The organism is Streptomyces sp. NPDC058000 (genome assembly GCF_042886435.1).
Lineage (GTDB): Bacteria > Actinomycetota > Actinomycetes > Streptomycetales > Streptomycetaceae > Streptomyces.
Genome location: NZ_JBHVQS010000021.1, coordinates 71,506 through 92,050 on the forward strand (window position 1 = coordinate 71,506; position 20,545 = coordinate 92,050).

A 20,545-nucleotide genomic window follows, 5' to 3' on the forward strand; every position below is an offset into this window, starting at 1 on the left:
AGACGGTGCGGTCCTACGGCGCAGGGGCCGCTCGGCGTGGCCGTCGAGCACCTCTCCGCAGCCTCCCGGCACACAGGTAATCCGGATAGCATCCGCCGAAGGGCTCTCTCTGGCCACCCGGGCCGGAAACCTCGCATATGGGGCGCTGGTGGCGGTATCGCGGCAGGCGGCCGCGGTCGGTTCCCTCGTGTGGCGATTCCCATAGACGCTTGCTCTATTGCGCGATCTTGCAACTATCGTGGAGCTCAATGCGTCCCACCGGTTATCGACACATCAACCGGATGGACCGATCGGACGGAATGGGCACGTGCAAGAGCAGCAAGCCGGAGCGACGGACAGCGTCCGGGTATGGCGACAAGGTCGGCAGCCCGCACGTTCCTCCTGGGGGGTGTCGTCGCCCGCTACGACGTACCGCGCTTCTCCGGCGGAGATGAAAATCAGGCGCTCCGGCCGCCGAGGGTGTCTGGTGGGCCTGACCCTCGGAGCCGTACTCGTAGTCGTCGCCGCCCTCGGCGTCGTCTGGTGGCTGACCCGGCCGCCCGCACTGCCCGCTATTCCCCCTCAGTATCTGGCGACCGTGCAGTCGGCCACCAAGACCTGCCCGGAGCTGAGCGTTCCGATGCTGGCCGCGCAACTCGACGCGGAGAGCCACTGGAACCCGCAGGCGGACTCCGGCCAAGCCCAGGGCATCGCGCAGTTCTACCCGTCGACCTGGGCGGAGTGGGGCAAGGACCACACCGGCGACGGCAAGGCCGACGTGTGGAACCCAGCCGACGCCATCCCGGCCCAGGGCGCCTACATGTGCCACCTGTTCAAGGAGGTCAAGGGCATCCCAGGCGACCCCACCCAGCTCGCGCTCGCCGCCTACAACGCGGGCCCCGGCGCGGTGCTCAAGGCCCACGGCATCCCGCAGATTCCCGAGACGCAGAACTACGTCAACCGGATCGAGGCGCTGATCCCGAAGTACACCCAGACCTACGCCAAGCAGATCAGCGCGTCGCCCAGTCCCCAGGGCAACTGACCACGACACGGTTAGGGCCTGTCCGGTGGATCAGGGTCGGATAGGCCGCGGCGTCTGGTGCGGTGCATCGCAAGGCGCCGGAGCGGCCTGATAGCGGAGCTATTGGGACGTTTCGGCAACGCGGCGTGGGGGCACCTCCCAGCGTTAGCTGGGGGAGTGCCGTGCCAGACGCCGCGGACCCGGCCATGATCCACCGGACAGGCCCTAGTGCCAAGCGAAACAGCGGGATTGGTCATGACGCCGAGCGAGGTGAACCAGGCGTCGCCCACGCCTTCCGGGGACAGTGGGCGGCCCTGCGGCTTCTCGGTTTGGTGGCGAATGTGCAGCCGGACGGCGACCGCGGCGATGAGCGCGACGGCCAGTGCCAGCACGACACAGCCGACCATGAGCCAGTCGCGGGCTGGGGACAGGCCGAGGGCCATCCATTCGAGCAGCGCGACCAGGACGATACCGAGCGCTGCCGCGCCCTCAGCGGTGCGCGGGAGGCGGCGTCTGCGATCGGCGTGACGGTTGGCGGCCGGCTGTACGGCGCATACCAGACGAGATCCGTCCCCAACCCGTCATGACGCACAACGGCCGTCACGGCCGCCACCAGGAGCAGGACCGCGCAGGTGGTCAACAGGCGTTGCCCAAGAAGCCGTCCAGCGCACCGAGTGCACCGGCAGCGACCAGTGCGGAGCCCAGTCCAGATCGTGGTGGCCTACCGCGACGTCGATCAGGGTGAGTTGCTCGGCCTGCTCGAACGGTACGCGGATGCGGCCGGTGAACTGGCCGTGCCGGGCTGGACGTTGTCGCGCGCTTCCCGAGCACCGCCGGCATGATCGAGGGTGCGGTGCTCGGGGCCGTGCTGGACGACGCCGCGGCGGCTGCGCTGCGCCGGATCGTTCAGGAGGGCGCGTCGCGGCAGGTGCAGGAGCCGTCCCGCCCGGCGTGAGCGGGTGTACCGACGGGCGCCAGATGATGGACCCTGGCCGGCGGCAGGTTCCCCAGCACCATCTCGGTACGGAACGCGTGTCGGCGCAGGATGTTGCGCATGACCCCCTGTCCGGCGAGGGTGCGCTCGCGGTCCGCTCCGGCGGCGAGCGTCCGGCGCACGGTCGCACCGCCCACGTATCCGAAGAAGGACAGGGTGCCGCCGGGGCGAAGCGATCCGAGCAGCCGGTCGAATATGTCCGCCGTCGTCCGGGCGTCGAAGTTGGCGAACGGCAGACCGCACACGATCGTGTCGTAGACGCCGAGTTCGTGTTCCTGCACCAGGCCGGTGAGGACCCGCAGCCTCGGGTCACGGCCGTACGTCCCGCGCAGCAGGGTGGCGAAGCGCGGGTTGGCCTCGACCAGGTCCAGGGTGTCCAGCCGGCCGAGTGAGGCGGCGATGTGGCGGGTCACCGCTCCGGTACCGGGCCCCACCTCCAGCACCGCGCGAGAGCGGCCGGGGCTCGGGATCACATACCGGGTGAGGGCCTTGCCGAGCCGTGCGCCGCTCGGAGCGATAGCCCCGACGTCCTGGCGGGTCCGGGCGTACTCCCGGAGGAACAGCGTCACTTCAGCCATAGGGCGACTCGATTTCTCGTGATAGCGGAATTATCGACGGCATAGGTCATCGCTGCTGACGGTGGCCGGCTCGGGGATGGATCACCGATGAGCGTGCCCCGACCGGTTGACACAACCGCTGAACGGCCGGAGAGGTACCGGGCAGGAAGAAGCCGATCATTAGACCGGGTTCGGCGAAGGCGATCGCCAGGGTGCCGAGCAGGCCGAAGGTGGATATCGGGTGGTTCGGGTCAAGCCACTGCGGCCTGAGGGCGAGGGTGGTCACGATGGATGCTGTCAGCGGGACGCGTGGTGGGCGCCCGGGCGCGGTCCGTGCGTCGGGACGCTGTTGGCGAGGGCCGCGCCGTCGTCCGGTCGGGCGGGTGGTTGGAGGGGGCCGAAGCGGTCCAGGGCGGGGATGCGGTGGAGGCGGGGCAGCAGCCAGAGCGTCCAGATGCCCGGAATGAGCAGTCCGCCAACCGGCGAGACCACATAACTGACGCCCAGCATCGGCGTGTTGAGCCAGCCGGTGCGCAGATCGGTCTGCAGTGAACGGTCCAGCTGCAGGTCACGGGGCTGGACCAGGGAGGTGTGCGCCGCGATCAGTCCGAGGATGATCGCCACGGCGAAGACAAGTACAGAGCTGCGCAGCCAATGGCGCACCTGGGGCATGAAAGACGTCCTTACGCGAGACGCGGCGGGGCGTGAGGCGGCAGCCGCCCAGCACGTCATCGGCAGGCGAGACCACCCCGTCAAGCTACTACATGCTGTAGAGGTGCGGCCGCCCCCCGCCGCCCCGGACGCCGACCGCGTGGGCGCAGGGAAGGCCGAGGCATGTACGCGATCACCGGCTGGGTTGTCCGACTCTCGGGCCAGGCAACCCGCGCCTCCTTTGCCGCCCTGGTGAACCGGCTCCCGTCACCGGAGGCACCGGTGAGACGGATGGCTATGGCGCTGCCCGCCGCTGGGTGTCGCGCGCTGCGCGTCGTGAGCGCCCCCACTGCCAGACGGGCGGCACTATGCCCGCCGCGAGGACGGCGGCGATCACGGGTGCGAGGTATGCCGCCCCGTGGTTGCCGGCCGAGCCGAGCGCGTATCCGGCCAGTACCAAGGACTGTGACCAGGCCAGTCCGGCCAGGACCTGCCACAGGGTGAAGGTCGCCGCGGGCATCCCGAGCATTCCGGCCGCGGGGTGCACCAGGGTGCGCACCACCGGCACAAACCGGCCCAGCAGCACCGCACGACGGTGACCGTAACGCGCGAACCATGCCTCGGCGCGCTCCAGTCCCGGACGTGGACGCCCCGCCGGCCCGTGCGCAAGCGCCAGCCGGCCGCTGCGCCGCCCTGCCCAGAAGCCAGTCTGTGCCCCTGCGGCCGAGCCCAGTCCGGCGCACAGCAGTACCAGCGGGAGCGACAGGTGCACTCTGCCTGGCGTGCCGGGTGCGCACAGCAGTCCGGCCGGCAGCAGCAGGGTGTCCCCGGGCAGGAACGCCCCGAGGATCGGTAGTCCGGTCTCTGCGAACACCACCGCCAGCACAGCCCACGCACCGTACCGGGACAGCAGCGCCCCCGCATCCAGCCCGCCCGTCCCCCATGACGCACCCGTCACCGCAGAGCCCTCCCCTTCGCTCTCCCTGCCGGGAGCGAGTTCCGAACAGTTCTCCCGGCACCCTACTTCTACATCATGTAGTAGTTTCGGCGGTGGCCTCCGATCTGGCCGCACCTCGCGCCGGTCGGTGGCTCCTCACGCTCTGCGCTCAGGCAGCCGACGGAATGTCCCGTCGCATTCGTCCGTCAGGAGGCTGACCAGCTGTGTCCTACCGCGACAACCCGGCAGATGTGCGGGTGCTCCCGCCGCTCCCGGACACCGAGCCACAGGATCCCGCCGCCCCGCGGATCGTCGTCATCTCGGCGAGTGTGGGCGCGGGGCACGACGGTGCAGCTGGCGAACTGGCGCGCCGCCTGGAGTCCGACGGGTTCCGTGTGGAGCGGCACGATTTCCTCGATCTGCACCCGGCCCGGATTCGTTCGAGGTCCGGGTCGAGGGCGGCGAGAGCGGACCGGGAACGGACGGGAACCGGCAACCGCGACCGCCCTACACGTGCGTCGTCTCTCGTACGGCCCAGCCGGGGAAGAAACGCCCCGACGCATGGAAAGTGGTCCGGTACTCCCGGCCCTTGGCGCGGCCGGACAGGAAGGCCAGAGCAGTGATCGTCCCATGGCCGCAGGCGGGCAGATCTCCCTCGGCGGTGAAGAGGCGAAGGGAAACCGCGGGACCGCTGGGGCGGCTGTCGTTCACCGAGACGAAGACGGCGTGCGATGTTCCCATCAGAACGGGCACACGGCGGCGCTCGTCGTGACTCAACGGCGCTTCGTCCATCACCGCGGTGGGGCTGCCGCCGCTTCCTTCGCGCAGACCCGCGCGGACGATTGCGACGGGCAGACCGCGCCCGCTCATCAGCCGTCAGCCTCCGCGTCGGACGTTCGGAACGTATCGAACCGCGGGGCGCCAGCTTCCCGCGGGAGCCTGGCGGTGCGGGCGGTGAAGCTGATGGCGTGGTACCAGCCGCACAGCATCAGCAGGTCGAGGATCTGCTCGGAGCTGAACTCGGCGGTGAGCCGTTCCCACAGGGCGTCGTCGATGTCATAGGTGGAGTGCAGGGTGTCGGCCGTGTCGAGCAGCAGTCGGTCGCGTTCGCTGGTCCAGCAAGGGTCGGCGCTCGATCCATGAGTCAGGGAGGTGATCTGGTCGGTGGTCAGTCCGGCGCGGTCGGCAAAGCGGGCAATGTGCACGCCCCATTCGTACTCACAGCCGCACCGGGCACAGGTGCGGTCGATGACCAGCTCCCGGTCTCGCAGGCCGAGGCTGAGTCGGCGGCTGAGCTGATAGGAGCCCCAGCCGTGCAATGCCTCGGCGAGGGGGAGGTTGCGGGCGTAGGTGCGGAAGAGGGCGATCGGTTCCTCTCCGCTCGGCATCATGCGCCGCAGTATCGCCGCCTCCACGGAATTGGGGGCCGACAGTGGTGGGATCCGGATGGCCATGGCGTTCGGGTTCCTCCCTGGCGGTGCTTCGTATTTCGAAGCGCCGCCAGGGAGAGTAGTGTTTCTGATTTCGAAGCACCACCCCGCACCACGCACAGAAGGACGGCATCCCGGATGACGCCAACGCCACGGCCCCGCCGGCCCGTCCGCGGTTCCACCACCGGCCGCCCACTGATGGCCGCGCTCGACCTGTTCGGTCGACGATGGATCCTCCGCATCATGTGGGAACTGCACGACGGGCCGCTCGGCTTCCGGCCGTTGCAGCAGCGGTGCGACAGCATGTCCTCCAGCGTGCTGCACCAGCGCCTCACCGATCTGCAGGAGACCCAGCTCGTCGAACGCGATGCAGCCGGCGCCTACCAGCTAACCGAGTTGGGCCAGGATGCGTATGGCGAACTCCGCGGACTGGTGCGCTGGTCCGATCGCTGGGCGGCCGAGCTCGACCACCTGCCTCCCCACCGATCAAGCCCCAAGACCTAGGGCCTGTCCGGTGGATCAGGGTCGGATAGGCCCTAGCAGTTGGGCCTATCCGTCAGCGGACAGAAACGATGGGAACAGTGGTCAATCGGCGAGATACCACGACGCGTCGGGTCGGGTGTCCCGGGGTTGGCGGCGAGCCGGAGTGCGTAAACCGGACCGTGTTGCCGGCTGGTCGACCGTGTTCGAGGTCTCGTTGGCCGGCGACGTCACCGCTGAACTCCCGCTGAGGGGCCGGCGATCCGGGCTGGAGGACCGGATTCTGCTGGTCACCGCGTACTGGCGCACGAACCTGACCCCGCGCCAGCTCGTCCCGCTGTTCGGCATCTCGAAGTCGGCGGCGACGGCCGGTGGACCTGCTGCCAGATCGAGAGGCATCCAGTCCGGCCGAGTGGCTGGCGAAGCGTCCCGGTATCGAAGTCAGGCGCGATTTCAGGTCATCGCGGGCCAGTCCGTCCCGCAGGCACGCGGCGGGGACCTGTGGAAGTTCCAGGCCGCGTGCGTCGACGCGTTCGTTGCCTTGGGGTGGGCCCGCGGGTTCGGCCCGGCGACCATCGGCAACGACAGCGAGCTGACGGCCACGGCGCCGTCGTCGACCTGTTCAGTGGAACATCTTGGCGCCGAGCGGGTGCTGCTGGTCGAAGCCGGGGAGGATGAGGAATGTTGCGCTGGCGGTGGTGGTGGTGAATCGCAGCAGTGCGTCGGAATCATCCATACGGGCAAGGGTGTTGGTGAATGTGCGTATGTCGTTCTGGAAGCTGATGAAGAGCAGGCCGGGGGTGGGCGCGTCGGTGCTGTAGGAGCGGCGGAGCATGAGGCCAACGCCGACCACGTTGGGGTTGGCCCGGCGGACGTGGGCGTCGGCCGGGACGAGGTAGCGCCCGTCCGGTGTTTTGGCGCCGAGGTTCGGTTCCCAGGCCGCGGTCCCGCCGGAGAGGGGCACGCCGGTGGCTCTGCGCCGACCGAAGACCGCCTCCTGGTCGGCGACGGAGAGCGCGGTGAACCGCGGCAGGTCGAGTTCCATGCGCCGCACTACGGCGATCGTGCCGCCGCCGACGGGAGCCGGCCCGGCCAGCCACAGGTGACGTTGGAGTTCGGCCGTTGTGTGCGGGCCCACGATGCCGTCGATGAAACCGAGCAGGTTTCGTGGCGCGGAGATGCCCTTGTCCACGGGGATGTTCGGACCGCGACGTCCGGACTGCCGCCAGCGTTCACGTATCCGGTGACCGGCCTGCCCCAGAAGCGCGGCGGCCACGACCGGTAACAGCAAGGGGTCGCTGGCGCAGATCTGTATCAACAGGTCCCCGCCGCGTGCCTGCGGGGCGATCTGTTCGCGGGAGAACCGGGGGAGGTCTGCCGCGCCGGGCAGGGAGGGATCGGCCATGCGCACCAGCCGTGGGCCCACCCCGATCGTCACGGTGAGATCGCCCGGCGGCAGGCCCAGCAGTCGTGGATCGGTTCCCGCGGTGAGCGTGCGAACGCTCTGGCCGAGTTCAGCCAGCAGCGGGCCGATCGCCACGGCGTCGCCGAGGTCGGCCACCACCGCCAGGAGGTTCGGCTGGGCCGGTTGCGGGAGCGTGATGCCTGCCTGGTAGCGGCCGGTCGGCGACACCCGCGTAGTTGGCGCGGGGGAAGGGGGCCGGCTTGGCGCAGGTGCAGGCGATTCGCACCCGGCGGTGAGCCCGGTGGTCACCACGGCCCCGGTGGCACCGATGAACGCGCGGCGTGATGGACGGGAGTCGGCTCGGCTCACGGTGTGGAGAATGCCATATCCCTTCTGGCGAAGGCGAGTTGGTCGGCCTCCGCGGGGGATGGCTTCATGCCAGGATGAGGCCATGCCTCGTCTCCGTCTTCGCGTGATGGCTGCGTTACTGAGCACACTGACCTGCGTACTGGCGGGCTGCGGGCCCGGCGATGACGGGTCGAGCCACGGCCGGCGACCACATGGTGCGCACGTGACGATCAGAGTGCCGGCTGACGCCCCGACGATCTCGGCTGCGGTGTCTCTCGCTCACCCCGGTGACCTGGTGCTGGTCGCGCCGGGCGTCTACCACGAGTCGGTGAAGGTCTCCACGCCTCGTGTCACGCTACGTGGAGAGTCCCGGGACAAGGTCGTCATCGACGGGCGGTTGCAGCAACCGAACGGCATCGTCGTCACCGCACCCGGGGTGGCCGTGGAGAACCTGACCGTGGAGAACAACACGCAGAACGGGGTCCTGGTCACCGGTTCGACGAAAGCGGCCGCCGGTCTACCGGGGCGTTCCGGGGGCTACGACACCGGCGATGAGCCTGTCACCTTCCTGAAGTCGTTCCTGGTCTCCTACGTGACCGCGACCCGCAATGGGCTGTACGGCATCTACGCGTTCTCCGCGCAGAACGGTGTCATCGAGCACTCGTACGCGTCAGGCGGGGCCGACTCGGGGATCTACGTCGGACAGTGCAAGCCCTGTCACATCGCGGTGCGGGACAATATCGCCGAACTCAACGCTGTCGGTTACGAAGGCACCAACGCCAGTGGCGACATGTACGTGGTCGGCAACCGCCTGGTCGGCAACCGGGTCGGCCTGACCACTGACTCCGACCATCAGGAGAAGCTGCTCCCGCAGCGGGGCGCCGTCATCGCGGGCAATCTGATCGCTGCCAACCAGCAGCCGGCCACCCCGGAGCAGGCCGACGGCGGTTGGGGCACCGGCATCGGCATCGACGGCGGCAGCGACAACCGGTTCATCCGCAACCGCATCGCCGACAACAGCAACGCCGGGCTGGTGATCACCGCAACCGCCGACATCCCTCCGCTGGGCAACCAGATCGTGGACAACACCTTCACCGGCAACGGCCTCGATGTCGGCTGGACGTTCCCCACCGCCACGCGGGGACGGGGCAACTGCCTGCGTGGCAACGATCTGCGAACCACGGTGCCCGACCGGCTCGCGACCACCGCGTCCTGCCCGCTTCCGGCCGGGTCGCCCTCGCCGGCCGGCAGGTGGGCGATGCCGACGGCACCCGGTGGCATCCCGTTCACCGAGGTCGCGGCGCCCGGTCCGCAGCCGCAGTTCCCCAAAGCCATCGCTACGGGCGCCACCGCTGTCCCGGCCGTTCCGGCGTTGCCGAAGACGGCAGGTATCCCGCTGCCGTCAGCGTCCCTGCTCGCCGCGAACGCGCGGGTGCAGACGTCCTGAACAGCGGCTATCGCGTCGGGGTGACTCCGGGCAGCGGCTTGACCGGAACGTACTTCTGGGTGTCGAAATCGATGAGCACCGGCTGCGACTCGGAACCCACGCTGACGCGGACCCGGTACATGGTGCCGTCCGCGCCGACCCAGTAGCGCACGCTGCCCGCCGTACCGGCGCGGTCACGGGAGGACGGCCCGGTCATGACGTCCACCGGACGCCCGTCCACCTGGTCTCGTCCCCACCAGGCGGCGCCGTTCTGCGGCAGCAGTTGGGCGTTGTCCGGCCGGTCGCTGCCGAGCCGGAGCGCGATGGCCAGCGAACTGTCCAGCGAGCTGCCGGACGACTGCAGCCGACGGCTGTACCAGCCCGAGTGGGGCGGCGACGCGGGTGCGTGTGCCGGAGCGTTCGCCATCGGGTGGACGAACACCGAGGTGGCCGTCCACTCGATCAGCCCGTCGCTGGATGTGTCGCGCCCGGTGCCGTGCACCACGCCGTAACCGAGCTTGCCTTGGTAGTCGACGGACCCGGTGACGGTCAGCCCACCGGCGATGCCCGGCACGGTGATCGTCACCGCGCGGCCGTGCGCCTCGTAGTTGCGGAACCGTGTGATCGCCAGCCGGTTCGCCTCGTCCGTAGTCAGTGCGCGCGGGCCGCTGGGGCCGGAGCCGCCGTCGGTGACCAGGAACGCGGCCACCGCGACGGCCGCCATGCCGAGGGCGGCTGCCGCCCAGCGCGGCCGCAGCCAACGGCGCCGGGCAGTCGCACGGCCGGGTGGAGCTTGCTGGATTCTCCCGCTCCGCATGCGGCTCGACGCTGACACTCTGCTGATTCACCCTCTCGATCACCACGCTGCTGGGCCGCCCTGCGGTCGCGGCGACACTCGGCAGTCCGGTGACGGACGACGCCAGGGCCGGCCCTCGTGGACCGGCCGAGACGTGATCTGCCCGACCGCGCCCTCCGGATCGTGGGCAGGCAGATCACTGTTGTTCGGTTCGTTCAGTGTTTCCGGGCGCGACGTTTCCGGCTCATGAACGCGATGGCCAGGCCCGCACCCACCAGCAGTCCGGCGAGGGCGATCATCTTCGGTAGCCCGGACGTACCGGTGTGCGCCAGTGAACCTGTGCTCCCACCGGCCGGGGCCGGGTTGGCAGGCGGCGCGGGTGACGGCGGCGTGGAGGCCGGTGGCGGGGTCGGGGTTGGCGTCGGGGTTGGGCCTGCCTTCGGGATGTACACCCCGGCGTCGATCGTGTGATCGACCCCGCCCGGCCTGTCCGGCGCCGTGACGGGCGCGTAGCCGTTGCACAACTTCCCGGTCGTCGGCGGGGTCACATTGGAGTCATGGGCACGGTTGGCGCCGGCTCGCGGGAGCGTGAACCGCAACTCGCTCGCCGGGGGCCGGCCGGGCACCTTGCCGGTGTCCGCGGTACACACGTTGAACTGCACCGTGTATTTCGCACCCGGCGTGAGCTGGTACGCGGCGCCGACGCCACCGAAGTAGTACTCGCCGGCGGCATCGGTCCTGGTCGTGGCGACCTGCTTGCCGCCCGCGTCCAGCAGGTTGATCGTCGCCCCCGGCAGCAGCGGTTCCGCGGGGTCCTGGATCCCGTTGTGGTCGCCGTCGAACCACACGAGGTTGCCGATCTGGATCGGGGCGTTCGCCGCCGTGTACGCGATGTCACCGAGCCCGCCGGCCTTGCCGAACCCGTTCTGTTCCTGACCGACGAACTGGTACGCGTTGGCGGCCGGACTGTTGCCCGGGCCCTGACCGGTCGCGATGTCGTAGTAACCGGTCCCGGCGGTCTCGATGTTGACGGTCGGGTCGAACTCCGTGCTGACGACCCACTGCTGCTGCGGGATATAGGCCACCGATCCCAGCGCGGTTTCCTGGTGCCCGCCGGCGAAGAAGTCGCCCGGGAAGTATTCGACGACACCGTTGCCCTCGCCGCCATCGGTGGCGGGGGTGGCGTGGTTGGGGCAGTTTCCGGTTCCTTCCCACGCGTATCCACCGGTGGGACTGGCGCAGGCCATGGTGATGTCACCACCGGACATGCCGAGTTCCGGCGTGTTGTTCAGCGGACGAGGGTCCAGCCCCTTCGCACTGAGAACGTCCATGAACCGGTCGCGGAAACCCAGGATCATCGAATCGTCGCGGGCGAAGGCGAGGGAGGCGAGTTCCGGCTGCGGATCGATGAAGGCGCCGCCCGCCTTCCGCTCGTCCCACGTGGCCAAAGTGGTGTTCCACGGATTCCAGTGGGTGGCCTGGTCGACGTCGCCGGCACCGACGAAGACGGTGCCGCGCTTGGCGGTGAGCGGGTGGTTCAGCACCGTGGTGAACCGCTTGCCGTCGTAGGTGTAGACGACGGCCTTGAGGTCCGCGCGCTGCTGCGTGCTCTCCGCGTTGCACACGCCGCCGACGTACAGCGTGTTGTTGTGGACGGCGAGACCGAACGGCCGCCAGTCGTCGGGCCTCGCGCACCCCGGGTCCGGGATCCGCACCGTCGCCTTGGGCGCCGAGGCGGTGGCCCCTGTCGCGTTGAAGCTGACCAGGCTGTGGGTCAGCAGGTTCACCGCGTACAGCGTGGCGCCGTCCTCCGACAGGGCCAGGCCACCGATGCTCTCCTTGCCCGGTGCGTTGGTGAACCCGGGATCTTTGATCAGGTCGGCGGTGTCGTGCGGCGTCACCGCGGCGCCCGGTACCCGCGCGAACAGCTCCGGCGCACCCGAGCCGCTGACCGGCACCGTATAGATCGCGCCACCGCCCTTCGGCCCGTACAGGGCGTACCGGCGGGCGAACGCGCTCTGGAACAACCGGCTCCGGTACTTGTCGTACGCCAACCCGAACGTCGTGCCCACCTGGGCCTGCGTGGCCAGCGTGGCCGGGCACGACACACCGGTAGGACACGTGCCTCGGGTCTTCGTCCCGAACGCCACCAATGCCCGGGTGTCGGTTCCGTTGGCGCCATTCTGGACCGGTACGAAGTACCGCGAGTCCGGCAGCGTGTAGTCGGCCGGATCCCACACCCCCGTCACCACAGAGGCGTTCATTCCACCTGACACATCCACGAACGACGTGAAGCTGTCGAAGTGGTTCCCCGCGGTCGACGCAGGCGCCGCCCGCAGATAGTCGCTGTACGGTGCCGGGATACCGACGTCGACGCGGTATCGGCCGCCGCTCAGCACGGTCGACCGCGACACCACGACCTTTCCGGTGGCAGCCGTGACGCCGGTGACATGGTGCCCAGCGGGGTCGGAGATCTCCACCTTCATGCCCCGCTGTGGGACGTCCATCGTCGCGTTGATCACGCCGGTGCCGAAGAAGTCGCGCAGCACCTCAACCGTCAGCGTGCCATCGGCGGTCGAAGCGGCGGCCGGTCCAGCCGTCGCTTCCATGGTGCCGCCTGCCAGCAAAAGAACAGACAACCCCATGCGCGCCAGCGGCTTCACGGGCCTCCAGGCCGACCGGCGCGAGTCTCTGCCGACTCGGTTCATGGCATCACACTCCACACTTCTCTCATCAGGAAAACGAAGCCCCCGCTTTTCGCTGCCCGTCCACTTCGTGGCCCCGGCCGCGTACGCCGGCGCGAACGCCACGAAAAAGAAAGAGGGCCCACGCTGTTGCGTGGACCGCTTCGTGGTGATCGCTTGAGGATATTGCGGGCGAGCTGTAAGCGCCGTAGGCCCGGAAAAGCGAACGTGCGTTCAGGGTCTCGGCCGGGACGGCCCTGGGTTGCGTGTTCTTGCAACTCATTCACGGTGCCCCGCCCCCAATCGCCGACCTCGCCGACTGTCATCGCGAGCAGCGCGCGATATCCTATCCGCTGAAGTCACGCCGTCACCAGCAGAACGCCTGGCATCCATCGGGATCCGCGACATTTCCCAAGTGCCCAGAGAATGGCGACCGGAAGAATACGCGACAGCGACATGACGGCCGGATCCGGTCCCGTTCGGTGCGGCTTCGTTCACTTCCAGGTTCCGGCTCGCTTTTCGTGACGCGGTTGCTCTCCGTCACGCGAACAGAACACGATTTCACGGTAGTTGGAAGCCGGCACGGCCGAACATCTGGCGCTTGAGCCGGGTTATGGCAACGTGATCGGGCTACCCGACTAAGGTCACTGACGTCACTGACGTCGCTGCGGTCACTGAGTTCAGCGCGTCAGTGAAAGGCTCTTCACGTCCCACAGTTCTACGGCGCCGTCGTCGTCCGCGGTTCCTAAGGCGAGGGTGTGGCCGTCCGGACTGAACTCCACGCACTCGGGGCTGGAGACCGCGCCGCTTTGGATCTGGCCGAGTTGGCGGTGTCTGGAGGTGTCCCACAAACGCACTTGATACGTGTTCACCGTGGCCAGGGTGCGGCCATCCGGGCTGAACGCGACCCAGGTGACGACGGAGGTGTCCTGGAATTTGGCGAGTTGCTGGTGGCTGGCCACGTCCCACAGGCGCGTGGTGTGGTCCCAGTCACCGGCGGCCAGGGTGCGACCGTCGGGGCTGAACGCCACCGTGGTGGTGTTGATGAAGTGCCCGAGCGGCTGGCCGAGTTGCTGATGGCTGGCTACGTCCCACAGGCGCACGGTTCCGTCGCTGCCCGCGGTGGCCAGGGTGTGGCCGTCCGGACTGAAGACCACCCTGTTGAGAATGGCGAACGGGGAGCGCCCGAGTGGTTGGCCGAGTTGTTGTCGGCTGGCCACGTCCCACAGCCGCGTCTCGCCGTGGTCGCTGCCGGCGGCCAGAGTGCGGCCGTCCGGGCTGAACGCCACACTTTGGACGGCGTGTGGTCCGATCGTCAGGAGACGGGCGAGCTGCCGGTGGCTGGTCGCGTTCCAGAGCCGTGCGGTGCCGTCTTCGTCGCCGGTGGCCACCGTCCGGCCGTCCGGACTGAACGCCACACTGCTGACGCCGAGGGGGCCGACGGTCAGCGGGCGGCCGGACTGCCGGCGACTGGCCAGATCCCACAGCCGCGCGGTGCCGTCGTTGCTCCCCGTGAGCAGCGTACGACCGTCCGGGCTGAATGCCACGCCCGTGATGTAGGAGTCGTGGCCGAACAGGGTGACTGGCGGATGCCCCGTGGGCGTTGTCGCGGGACGGGAGCTGCTGCCGTGCGGCGAGGCGGAGCTGCCCGCGGAGGCGGTCGCCGGCCGTCCGCCTCCTCCGCCTGAGCCTTGGAGGGAGGGCCATAGTGTCCAGATCACGATGCCGGTGAGCAGCACGGGAAGACCGACGAGTGCGCTGGGCCACCGAACGCGCCGGGTTCCGCGACGGCCCCGCGCACCGACGTCGGCACCGTCGCCCGCGTCCGCTTCCCGGCCGCCGGGCGGTTCCGGTGTCGCCTCAAGGAGCCGGGCCACGTCAGCGTCTCGCCTGGCGATCAGTGTGTGCACCGACGGAGGCCACGGCTGCGTGGACGGCGCGATCTGGCCTATGGACTCCAGGAGTTGGTCCGGTGTGGGCCGGCGGACCGGGTCCTTGGCCAGGCACGGCTCGATGATGCCGCGCAACCGGTCCGGGATCATGTCGAGGTCCGGTTCGGTGTGCACGACGTTGTACAGCGTGTGGGGCGTCGAGGCTCCGGCGAACGGCCCCTTTCCCAGGCACGCCGCAACCAACACCGCACCCAGGGAGAACACGTCGCTTCTCGGGGTGAACCGACCCCCCTCGACCTGCTCCGGTGCCATGAATCCTGGCGAACCGACCGGCCAGCCGGTCGGCGTCAGGTCGCTCCCGCCCGCGCTGTCCGTCGCCCGCACGACATGGAAGTCGGTCACCTTGGGACCGTCCGGGGCGAGTATCACGTTGGAGGGCTTGAGATCACGGTGGACCAGACCTGTCCGGTGGATCGCGGTCAGCGCGGAAGCCAGCCCGGCAGCCAGGCGGAGCACTGCTTCCTCCGGCAGCCCGCCGACGATGTCCACCGCCTCGCGGAGCGACACCCCCGGCACGAACTCCGCCGCCAGCCATGGGATCGGTGCGTCCGCATCGGCATCGAGGACAGCCGCGGTATGCGCGCCGGACACCGCGCGGGCGGCCTCCGCCTCCCGGCGGAACCGCACGCGGAAGCCGTCCGCGTCGAGGAAGTGCTCGCGCACCCGCTTGACGGCGACCAACTGCCCGTCCGGTGCCTCGGCCAGTAGCACTCGCCCCATGGCGCCGCTGCCCAACTCGGCGAACAACCGGTACGGCCCGATCATCTCCGGATTCGACGCTCCCAGCCGCCTCATGGTCTTCCCTCAGCGGAGGGGCGACGGACCGGCGTCCGCCCCCTCAACACGCCGCCCACGGCCGGCGGTCAGCGAAGCGTCCACAGATTCACCTTGCCGACGAGTACACCGGCCAGGGTCTTGCCGTTCGGACTGAGCACGACGGACACGCTGGACGAGCTGTTACCGGCGAGAGTGAACCGACCGAGGGTGGCGGCGATCTGGCGGGTGGCGACATCCCACAGCAGCACCATCCCCGCGAGTGTGCCGCCGATGAGGGTCTTGCCGTCCGGAGTGAACGCCAAGGAGCTCACGACGCTCGCGTCACCTTCCTCCAAGTTGTCGGTATAGGTGAGGCCCGCGATCTCCTTGTGGGTCACCACGTCCCACAGGTGCACCATCTTGCCGGCGGTGGCTCCGGCGAGGACCTTGCCGTCCGGGCTGAACGCCAGGGCACCCACGCCCGTTTCGTAGCCGGCGAGGGTGGCGATCTTCGCGTAGGTGGTCCCGTCCCACAGTTCGACGAGTCCGGCGACGTTGGAGCTGGCCAGGATCGCGCCGTCCGGGCTGAACACGACGGAGTTCACTTCTTTGGTGATCGTGTGCGCCCCGGCCACCGCATTGGTGAGAGTGGCGATCTTCGCGTAGGCGGCGGCGCTCCAGATCGAGATCGTCCCGTTGCCGTTGGCGCTGGCCAGGATCGCTCCTTTGGGGCTGAAGACGACCGAGTTGATCGTTACGACGCCGGGGTCGGTGAGCGTGGCGGCGCGTTTGCGGGTGGCCACGTCCCACAGCGAGATCGTGCCGTCGTAATGGGGGTTTGTGCTGTGTTCCTTGCTGTCGGCGCCTGCCAGGAGCGCACCGTCCGGGCTGAATGCCACGGCGTTCACCCCCAGGTTCACCTGCTCGGTGAAGTCGGTGAAGGTCGCCGTCCGTTTGCGAGCGGCGACATCCCAGAGGGAGATCGTGGCGTCGAAGTTGCCGAGGGCCAGCACCTTGCCGTCCGGACTGAACTCCGCAGCGGCCACTCCGCTTTGCGGAAGCGTGGCGAACAGGGTGGGTACGGGACGTGCACCCCCGCTCCCGGTGCGTACGGCACCCTTGCCCGAGGTTTTGTCACCAGACGAGGAAGCAGCGGACAGGCTCAGGGGAACGGCTATGGCGGCGGTGGCCGTGACGCCGAGCCCGGCGAGCAGGAGGGCACGGCGCCCGGGAAGCCGCAGACCGCCCGGCCGCTCTCCCGGAGCAGAAGGCATGTCGAGCGGGTCGGCGGGGAAGTCCCGCCTTGCGGGCTCGTCAGCCGGAAGACCGCTGCCAGGGGCGGGAAGACCGCCACTGGGGGTTGCCCGGTACGCGACGTTGCGGGCGAACGGGAACTGGTGGGCGTCGCGCACACCGCCATCGACCGGCTGCGGCAGCTTCGCCCGCAGCAGCCGGGCTCGCGCTTCAACGAACACCTGACGTAACGTCAACTCCGCTGGCTTACCGGGAATTCCGGTCCCCACTACATCAATCAGGGCGTGGGTGAAATGGGTCAGCCGACCGCCCAGTGGAGTCTTGGCCTTCTCGTAGCGCGAACTGGCCCCCACGAAATACAGCCCGTCGATCGGCCAGATGTCCGTCAGACCATTGGCACCGGACTGGAAGTGGAAGTCGGCATCCAGGCCCAGCTCGGCATGGCAGCAGTCCAGAATCACCAACTTGGTGGCCGCCGGCGAACCCCGCAGGACCTCCAGCAACCGCGGGTAGAGCAGCGCCGAATCCGGGAGCACCTCCGGATCCGAAGAGGTACCCGTCAGGGCGAGCGCCAACTGCCCGTCACGCGTGCGCATCCCGTGCCCCACGTAGTAGACCAGCAGTACATCGGTCACGTCCCGTACCTGCGGGACGAGTTCCATGACGGCGTCCCGCGGACTGTCGATGTCCTCCAGCGCCGTGATGCGTTTGCGCGGCCATCCGCACAGGTCACCGGTCAGCAGGTCCACCATGGCGCTGACGCAGGTGTCGGCGGGCAGCGGTCTGATGGCCAGATCGCGGTAGTGGGAGGTGCCGATCAGAACCGCCCGCGAACCGGAGCGATCACCTCTCGTCATCAAACAATTTTTCGAGCAGAGGAAGAACCTCGTCGACGTTCTTCGCAGTGACCTCCAGACGGTCCTCGCCGCGACGGAAGGTCAACGTCATCTGGGAACGGCGGGATTCCACGAGTGTCTTGACGATCTGGAAAAGAATGGTGATCGCCCCTCCGGAGCAGGCGACGGTGACGAACTCCAGCACAGAGCCCTGTTCGCCGGGGGTCGCCGGAGCCGGCACGGCCCGCACGCGGAGTCCGGGCACCCCACGCAACTCGCTGTACACGGCGTCCAGATCATCCGGATGCCCACCCCGGACCTCCACCGCCCCGCCGTCCCCACCAGTCACCATGGCCCGCCCTCCATCGTGCATACGGCTATCCCCAGCGATTATTCCAGGGCGCGACTCCCCAGCGAAGAAGGCTCAAGCGTGTTTCGCCGAACAACTTCCTTTCAGGCGGGGAGAGTTACCCACATTGGGCAGCTGATGGGGGAACCGGTCAGCGGTCCGTCTCCGCCGGGGCCTCGGCACACGCGACCGTGATATCGACGCGGCACCTCCGGCTCTCCGTCGGCCGCACCGGCCAGTGCTGGACCGCCGTACGGGCGAGCGCTCGCCGAGTCCTTCTTCGCCACGATCAAAAGGGAGTTTCAAGCTCGCACCGTGCCGTGATCCGACTCTGGCTCCGCACATGACCTGCCGGGCAGCCCTTAAAGGACCTAATGGACCATATTCCACATCTGGTACCGGTTGGTGCGGTTGTAGCAGGTGGTCTTGGCGACGGGAGCACCTTTGGGGGTCCCCTGGTCCCACAGCAGTTGGTTCACGTGCCTGTCCTGGCCACGGTCGAGGCAGTAGACGTGGCCATCGCCGCCCTGCCCGCTCTGATAGTTGGCGAACTGCCAGCTGTGCTGCGGGTTCCCGGATGTGTTGCCGACCCAGGTCATGTTCCACTGCTGGTGGTAGTCGGTCGAGTCGCATCCGGCCCCACGGGTGGCTGTCCAGTCCTGTGCGCCCCACGGGACTGGTGAGTGGTAGTGCTGAGCGCGAAGACAGTTGCCTTCCTTGGCATGGACTATCTGTACGCGGTCGTAGTAACCACCGACGTTGCCGTCGTATGAGACCACGTTCCACCGCTGGTAACGGTTGCCGGGCTGACACGGGTTGGTGTAGACGTCGCCGCCGTTGCTGTCGAGGCAGTAGCCGGTGGCGTAGTCCTGGAGCATCACGTTGTACTGGTAGGTGTTCGCTTGGGCGGGGCCCGCTGTTCCCGCCACTGTCGCAGCCGCCAGCGCCCCGGCCACCAGTGCCGATCTCACCTTGAAGTTCACCGAGAGTCCTCTCTCCCCGTACCTCAGTGGTACGCACGAGAACCCTGACAGGCACGCGAACAGGCGGATAGGGGAAGGGAGTTCAAGAAACGGTTCATTCCGCTCTCGGTGCTCACGCGCTCAACCTGCCTGAAACTCCGGGTCTTCACCGCGTGCAGTGATGACCCGAGCCGGGCGACGTCGAGGTGACCGTTGTTGAGTCCGCCGTACAGCGCTGGTTGCGCATTCCCCTCGGGCCTTCTTGCACCGCGCGGCTGGGCTGTGCCCTGTTACTTGGGGACGAGAGCGAAGCGGAGTGCGGTGTGGTCGATGGTGTGGGGGAGTGGCACCGACGGGGTGAGGGGGTGGCGGGGGTGCAGCAGGAGGGCTTTGTGGTCGCGCAGGAGGGCGGCGAGGAGAGTCGCGGTGGTGAACAGGACGAGGTCTTGTCCGGGGCATTTCGCGGGGCCGTGACTGAAGGGGGCCAGCGCCCAGTTGTCCTCGTTGCGGCCGTCCAGCCAGGCATCGGGCTCGAACCGGTCGGCGTGCGGCAGGTGTTGGGCGTCACGGTGGAAGAAGGAGCTGTAGAAGACGACCCCGGTGTTGGCCGGGGTGGTGGTGTCGTTGTGCCAGGTGATCTCCGCGGTGGTGTCGCGGAGGATGGCCACGGAGGTGGGCCATAGGCGCAGCGACTCCAGGATGCAGGCCCGGAGGAAGGGCAGTGTGTCGGCGGTGGCCGGCTGGCCCGGATCTGTGGCGGCGAGTTCGGCGCGTACCCGGTCGGCGTGGTCGGCGTGGCCGGCAAGGAGGGCGAGGGCGCTGTACGTGGCGATGGATGCGGCGTCGTAGGCGAAGAGCCAGTGTGGGATCTGCCCCACGGGGTTGGCCGCTTCGGTGCAGGGGGTGGCTGCGACCAGGGCGGCGAGGCTGTCGGGCTCGGCGCTGTCCACGTAGGAGCGTACGCGGGCGAGGAACGCGTCGCGGGTGGCGTTCTTCGGTTTGCGGAAGTTGAGCCAGTTGCCGTCGGTGCGCAGGGTGGCGAGGAGTTCGGTGAGGTGGTGGTCGTCGCGGGCGGCGTCGCCGAGGACGACGCGGCGGATGATCCGCCAGAAGGCGGCGGAGAAGGAGTCCCAGTCCAGGGGCCGGCCCGAGCTGTGGTGGAGGTCGAGGAGGGACCGGGCCTCTTCGCGGATGCGGGGGGTGAGGGCGGGGAAGAGCCGGTGGGCCGGAGCTCCCCAGTCGAGGACCGTCTCGTTGAAGGTGCGGCGCTCGGTGCGGACTTCGCCGGGGGAAATGATGACACCGTCGGGCTCGAAGTGGCGCAGGCAGCCGGTCTTCTCCCGGTTGGCGGAGGTGAGGGGTGCGGGTGTGGTGGCGAACAGGCGCCGGGCGTCCTGTGGGGAGAGCAGCACAAGCGCCCGCCGCCCCGGGACGCTGACCGAGATCGGGCCCGCGCCGTGTCGTCGGCGCAGACGCGTGAGGGTGCGATTGGCCATCCGGTTGGTGTCGAACCTGGCGGCCAGGCGGACCATACGGGGGCGGCGCAGGATCGCCCCCTGGGCCAGGGTGGGGATGAGGACGGTGACGCCCAGCAGAACCGTTTCCAGAGCCGACGCCCGTGCGGGTGACCGCTGTTGCATGAGCTGTCCCTTCGAGATGGCGATTGGCGTGATCGGCGCGGTACGCAGGTCGAGATCGCGATACGGGTGGTCACGGTCGACGTGCGGG

The 20,545-nt window shown here is 68.9% G+C and carries 17 protein-coding genes and 2 pseudogenes; 5 read left to right on the forward strand and 14 right to left on the reverse strand.

Annotation, left to right across the window (positions count from 1 at the left end; translation table 11 throughout):
- The first annotated feature begins 466 nt into the window (after positions 1-466).
- Positions 467-1,021: a lytic transglycosylase domain-containing protein gene (locus tag ACFVT2_RS21450; protein WP_390020104.1), complete on the forward strand. Its 555-nt coding sequence runs from the start codon at positions 467-469 to the stop codon at positions 1,019-1,021.
- A 692-nt stretch (positions 1,022-1,713) separates the two neighbouring features.
- Positions 1,714-1,842, forward strand: coding sequence for a hypothetical protein (locus ACFVT2_RS21455; RefSeq protein WP_390020107.1), 129 nt, complete (start codon positions 1,714-1,716; stop codon positions 1,840-1,842).
- A 64-nt stretch (positions 1,843-1,906) separates the two neighbouring features.
- On the opposite strand, the gene ACFVT2_RS21460 is transcribed toward ACFVT2_RS21455, so the two are convergent.
- The 6 genes and pseudogenes from ACFVT2_RS21460 to ACFVT2_RS21485 all read right to left on the reverse strand — a co-directional run bounded on the left by ACFVT2_RS21460 (position 1,907) and on the right by ACFVT2_RS21485 (position 5,593).
- Positions 1,907-2,572, reverse strand: coding sequence for a class I SAM-dependent methyltransferase (locus ACFVT2_RS21460; protein WP_390020110.1), 666 nt, complete (start codon positions 2,570-2,572; stop codon positions 1,907-1,909).
- Between the two features lie 130 nt (positions 2,573-2,702).
- Positions 2,703-2,837 (reverse strand): annotated as a pseudogene (locus ACFVT2_RS21465) (DedA family protein); the annotation flags it as partial.
- A gap of 11 nt (positions 2,838-2,848) precedes the next feature.
- Complete coding sequence (locus ACFVT2_RS21470) at positions 2,849-3,223, reverse strand: hypothetical protein (RefSeq protein WP_390020112.1); 375 nt, start codon at positions 3,221-3,223, stop codon at positions 2,849-2,851.
- Between the two features lie 274 nt (positions 3,224-3,497).
- Positions 3,498-4,160 (reverse strand): DedA family protein, encoded by a 663-nt coding sequence (locus tag ACFVT2_RS21475; RefSeq protein ID WP_390020115.1) that lies wholly within the window; start codon positions 4,158-4,160, stop codon positions 3,498-3,500.
- Positions 4,161-4,646: 486 nt separating this feature from the next.
- Complete coding sequence (locus tag ACFVT2_RS21480) at positions 4,647-5,009, reverse strand: hypothetical protein (protein WP_390020117.1); 363 nt, start codon at positions 5,007-5,009, stop codon at positions 4,647-4,649.
- Positions 5,009-5,593 (reverse strand): carboxymuconolactone decarboxylase family protein, encoded by a 585-nt coding sequence (locus tag ACFVT2_RS21485; protein WP_390020119.1) that lies wholly within the window; start codon positions 5,591-5,593, stop codon positions 5,009-5,011. Before ACFVT2_RS21485 ends, ACFVT2_RS21480 begins: the two co-directional genes overlap by 1 nt.
- A gap of 114 nt (positions 5,594-5,707) precedes the next feature.
- Between ACFVT2_RS21485 and ACFVT2_RS21490 the strand changes: the two genes are divergently transcribed.
- Together ACFVT2_RS21490 and ACFVT2_RS21495 are read left to right on the forward strand one after the other, a co-directional pair.
- A complete protein-coding gene (locus ACFVT2_RS21490) occupies positions 5,708-6,073 on the forward strand; it encodes a winged helix-turn-helix transcriptional regulator (protein WP_390020122.1) in 366 nt (121 codons plus the stop codon).
- Between the two features lie 244 nt (positions 6,074-6,317).
- Positions 6,318-6,413 (forward strand): annotated as a pseudogene (locus ACFVT2_RS21495) (transposase family protein); the annotation flags it as partial.
- A gap of 258 nt (positions 6,414-6,671) precedes the next feature.
- Here ACFVT2_RS21495 and ACFVT2_RS21500 read toward each other — a convergent pair.
- Positions 6,672-7,823 carry a Dyp-type peroxidase gene (locus ACFVT2_RS21500; protein ID WP_390020124.1) on the reverse strand — a complete coding sequence of 384 codons (1,152 nt, stop codon included), beginning with the start codon at positions 7,821-7,823 and terminating at the stop codon, positions 6,672-6,674.
- Between the two features lie 214 nt (positions 7,824-8,037).
- Here ACFVT2_RS21500 and ACFVT2_RS21505 point away from each other — a divergent pair, with 214 nt between their 5' ends.
- Positions 8,038-9,249: a right-handed parallel beta-helix repeat-containing protein gene (locus ACFVT2_RS21505; RefSeq protein WP_390020213.1), complete on the forward strand. Its 1,212-nt coding sequence runs from the start codon at positions 8,038-8,040 to the stop codon at positions 9,247-9,249.
- 7 nt (positions 9,250-9,256) lie between these two features.
- Here the strand turns inward: ACFVT2_RS21505 and ACFVT2_RS21510 are convergent, their stop codons facing one another.
- The 7 genes from ACFVT2_RS21510 to ACFVT2_RS21540 form a co-directional block, all read right to left on the reverse strand.
- On the reverse strand, positions 9,257-9,952 hold the full coding sequence (locus ACFVT2_RS21510) for a hypothetical protein (protein WP_390020216.1): 696 nt from the start codon (positions 9,950-9,952) through the stop codon (positions 9,257-9,259).
- A 287-nt stretch (positions 9,953-10,239) separates the two neighbouring features.
- Positions 10,240-12,633 carry an SdrD B-like domain-containing protein gene (locus tag ACFVT2_RS21515; protein ID WP_390020127.1) on the reverse strand — a complete coding sequence of 798 codons (2,394 nt, stop codon included), beginning with the start codon at positions 12,631-12,633 and terminating at the stop codon, positions 10,240-10,242.
- Between the two features lie 755 nt (positions 12,634-13,388).
- Positions 13,389-15,425, reverse strand: a complete 2,037-nt coding sequence (locus ACFVT2_RS21520) for a WD40 repeat domain-containing serine/threonine protein kinase (RefSeq protein ID WP_390020129.1) — start codon at positions 15,423-15,425, stop codon at positions 13,389-13,391.
- 98 nt (positions 15,426-15,523) lie between these two features.
- Positions 15,524-17,527: a caspase family protein gene (locus ACFVT2_RS21525; protein WP_390020131.1), complete on the reverse strand. Its 2,004-nt coding sequence runs from the start codon at positions 17,525-17,527 to the stop codon at positions 15,524-15,526.
- Positions 17,514-17,858, reverse strand: a complete 345-nt coding sequence (locus tag ACFVT2_RS21530; RefSeq protein ID WP_390020134.1) for a hypothetical protein — start codon at positions 17,856-17,858, stop codon at positions 17,514-17,516. Before ACFVT2_RS21530 ends, ACFVT2_RS21525 begins: the two co-directional genes overlap by 14 nt.
- A 368-nt stretch (positions 17,859-18,226) precedes the next feature.
- Positions 18,227-18,838, reverse strand: coding sequence for a hypothetical protein (locus ACFVT2_RS21535; RefSeq protein WP_390020137.1), 612 nt, complete (start codon positions 18,836-18,838; stop codon positions 18,227-18,229).
- A 269-nt stretch (positions 18,839-19,107) separates the two neighbouring features.
- Positions 19,108-20,457: a cytochrome P450 gene (locus ACFVT2_RS21540; RefSeq protein ID WP_390020140.1), complete on the reverse strand. Its 1,350-nt coding sequence runs from the start codon at positions 20,455-20,457 to the stop codon at positions 19,108-19,110.
- Positions 20,458-20,545 lie beyond the last annotated feature (88 nt).

Excerpts from the sequence above, each read along its gene's own strand:
- ACFVT2_RS21480 (WP_390020117.1), bottom strand. The coding sequence starts at position 5,009 with ATGAGCGGGCGCGGTCTGCCCGTCGCAATCGTCCGCGCGGGTCTGCGC.
- ACFVT2_RS21540 (WP_390020140.1), bottom strand. The coding sequence starts at position 20,457 with ATGCAACAGCGGTCACCCGCACGGGCGTCGGCTCTGGAAACGGTTCTG.
- ACFVT2_RS21510 (WP_390020216.1), bottom strand. The coding sequence starts at position 9,952 with ATGGCGGCCGTCGCGGTGGCCGCGTTCCTGGTCACCGACGGCGGCTCC.
- ACFVT2_RS21515 (WP_390020127.1), bottom strand. The coding sequence starts at position 12,633 with ATGGAAGCGACGGCTGGACCGGCCGCCGCTTCGACCGCCGATGGCACG.
- ACFVT2_RS21530 (WP_390020134.1), bottom strand. The coding sequence starts at position 17,858 with ATGGTGACTGGTGGGGACGGCGGGGCGGTGGAGGTCCGGGGTGGGCAT.
- ACFVT2_RS21485 (WP_390020119.1), bottom strand. The coding sequence starts at position 5,593 with ATGGCCATCCGGATCCCACCACTGTCGGCCCCCAATTCCGTGGAGGCG.
- ACFVT2_RS21490 (WP_390020122.1), top strand. The coding sequence starts at position 5,708 with ATGACGCCAACGCCACGGCCCCGCCGGCCCGTCCGCGGTTCCACCACC.
- ACFVT2_RS21470 (WP_390020112.1), bottom strand. The coding sequence starts at position 3,223 with ATGCCCCAGGTGCGCCATTGGCTGCGCAGCTCTGTACTTGTCTTCGCC.
- ACFVT2_RS21520 (WP_390020129.1), bottom strand. The coding sequence starts at position 15,425 with ATGATCGGGCCGTACCGGTTGTTCGCCGAGTTGGGCAGCGGCGCCATG.
- ACFVT2_RS21525 (WP_390020131.1), bottom strand. The coding sequence starts at position 17,527 with ATGACGAGAGGTGATCGCTCCGGTTCGCGGGCGGTTCTGATCGGCACC.
- ACFVT2_RS21460 (WP_390020110.1), bottom strand. The coding sequence starts at position 2,572 with ATGGCTGAAGTGACGCTGTTCCTCCGGGAGTACGCCCGGACCCGCCAG.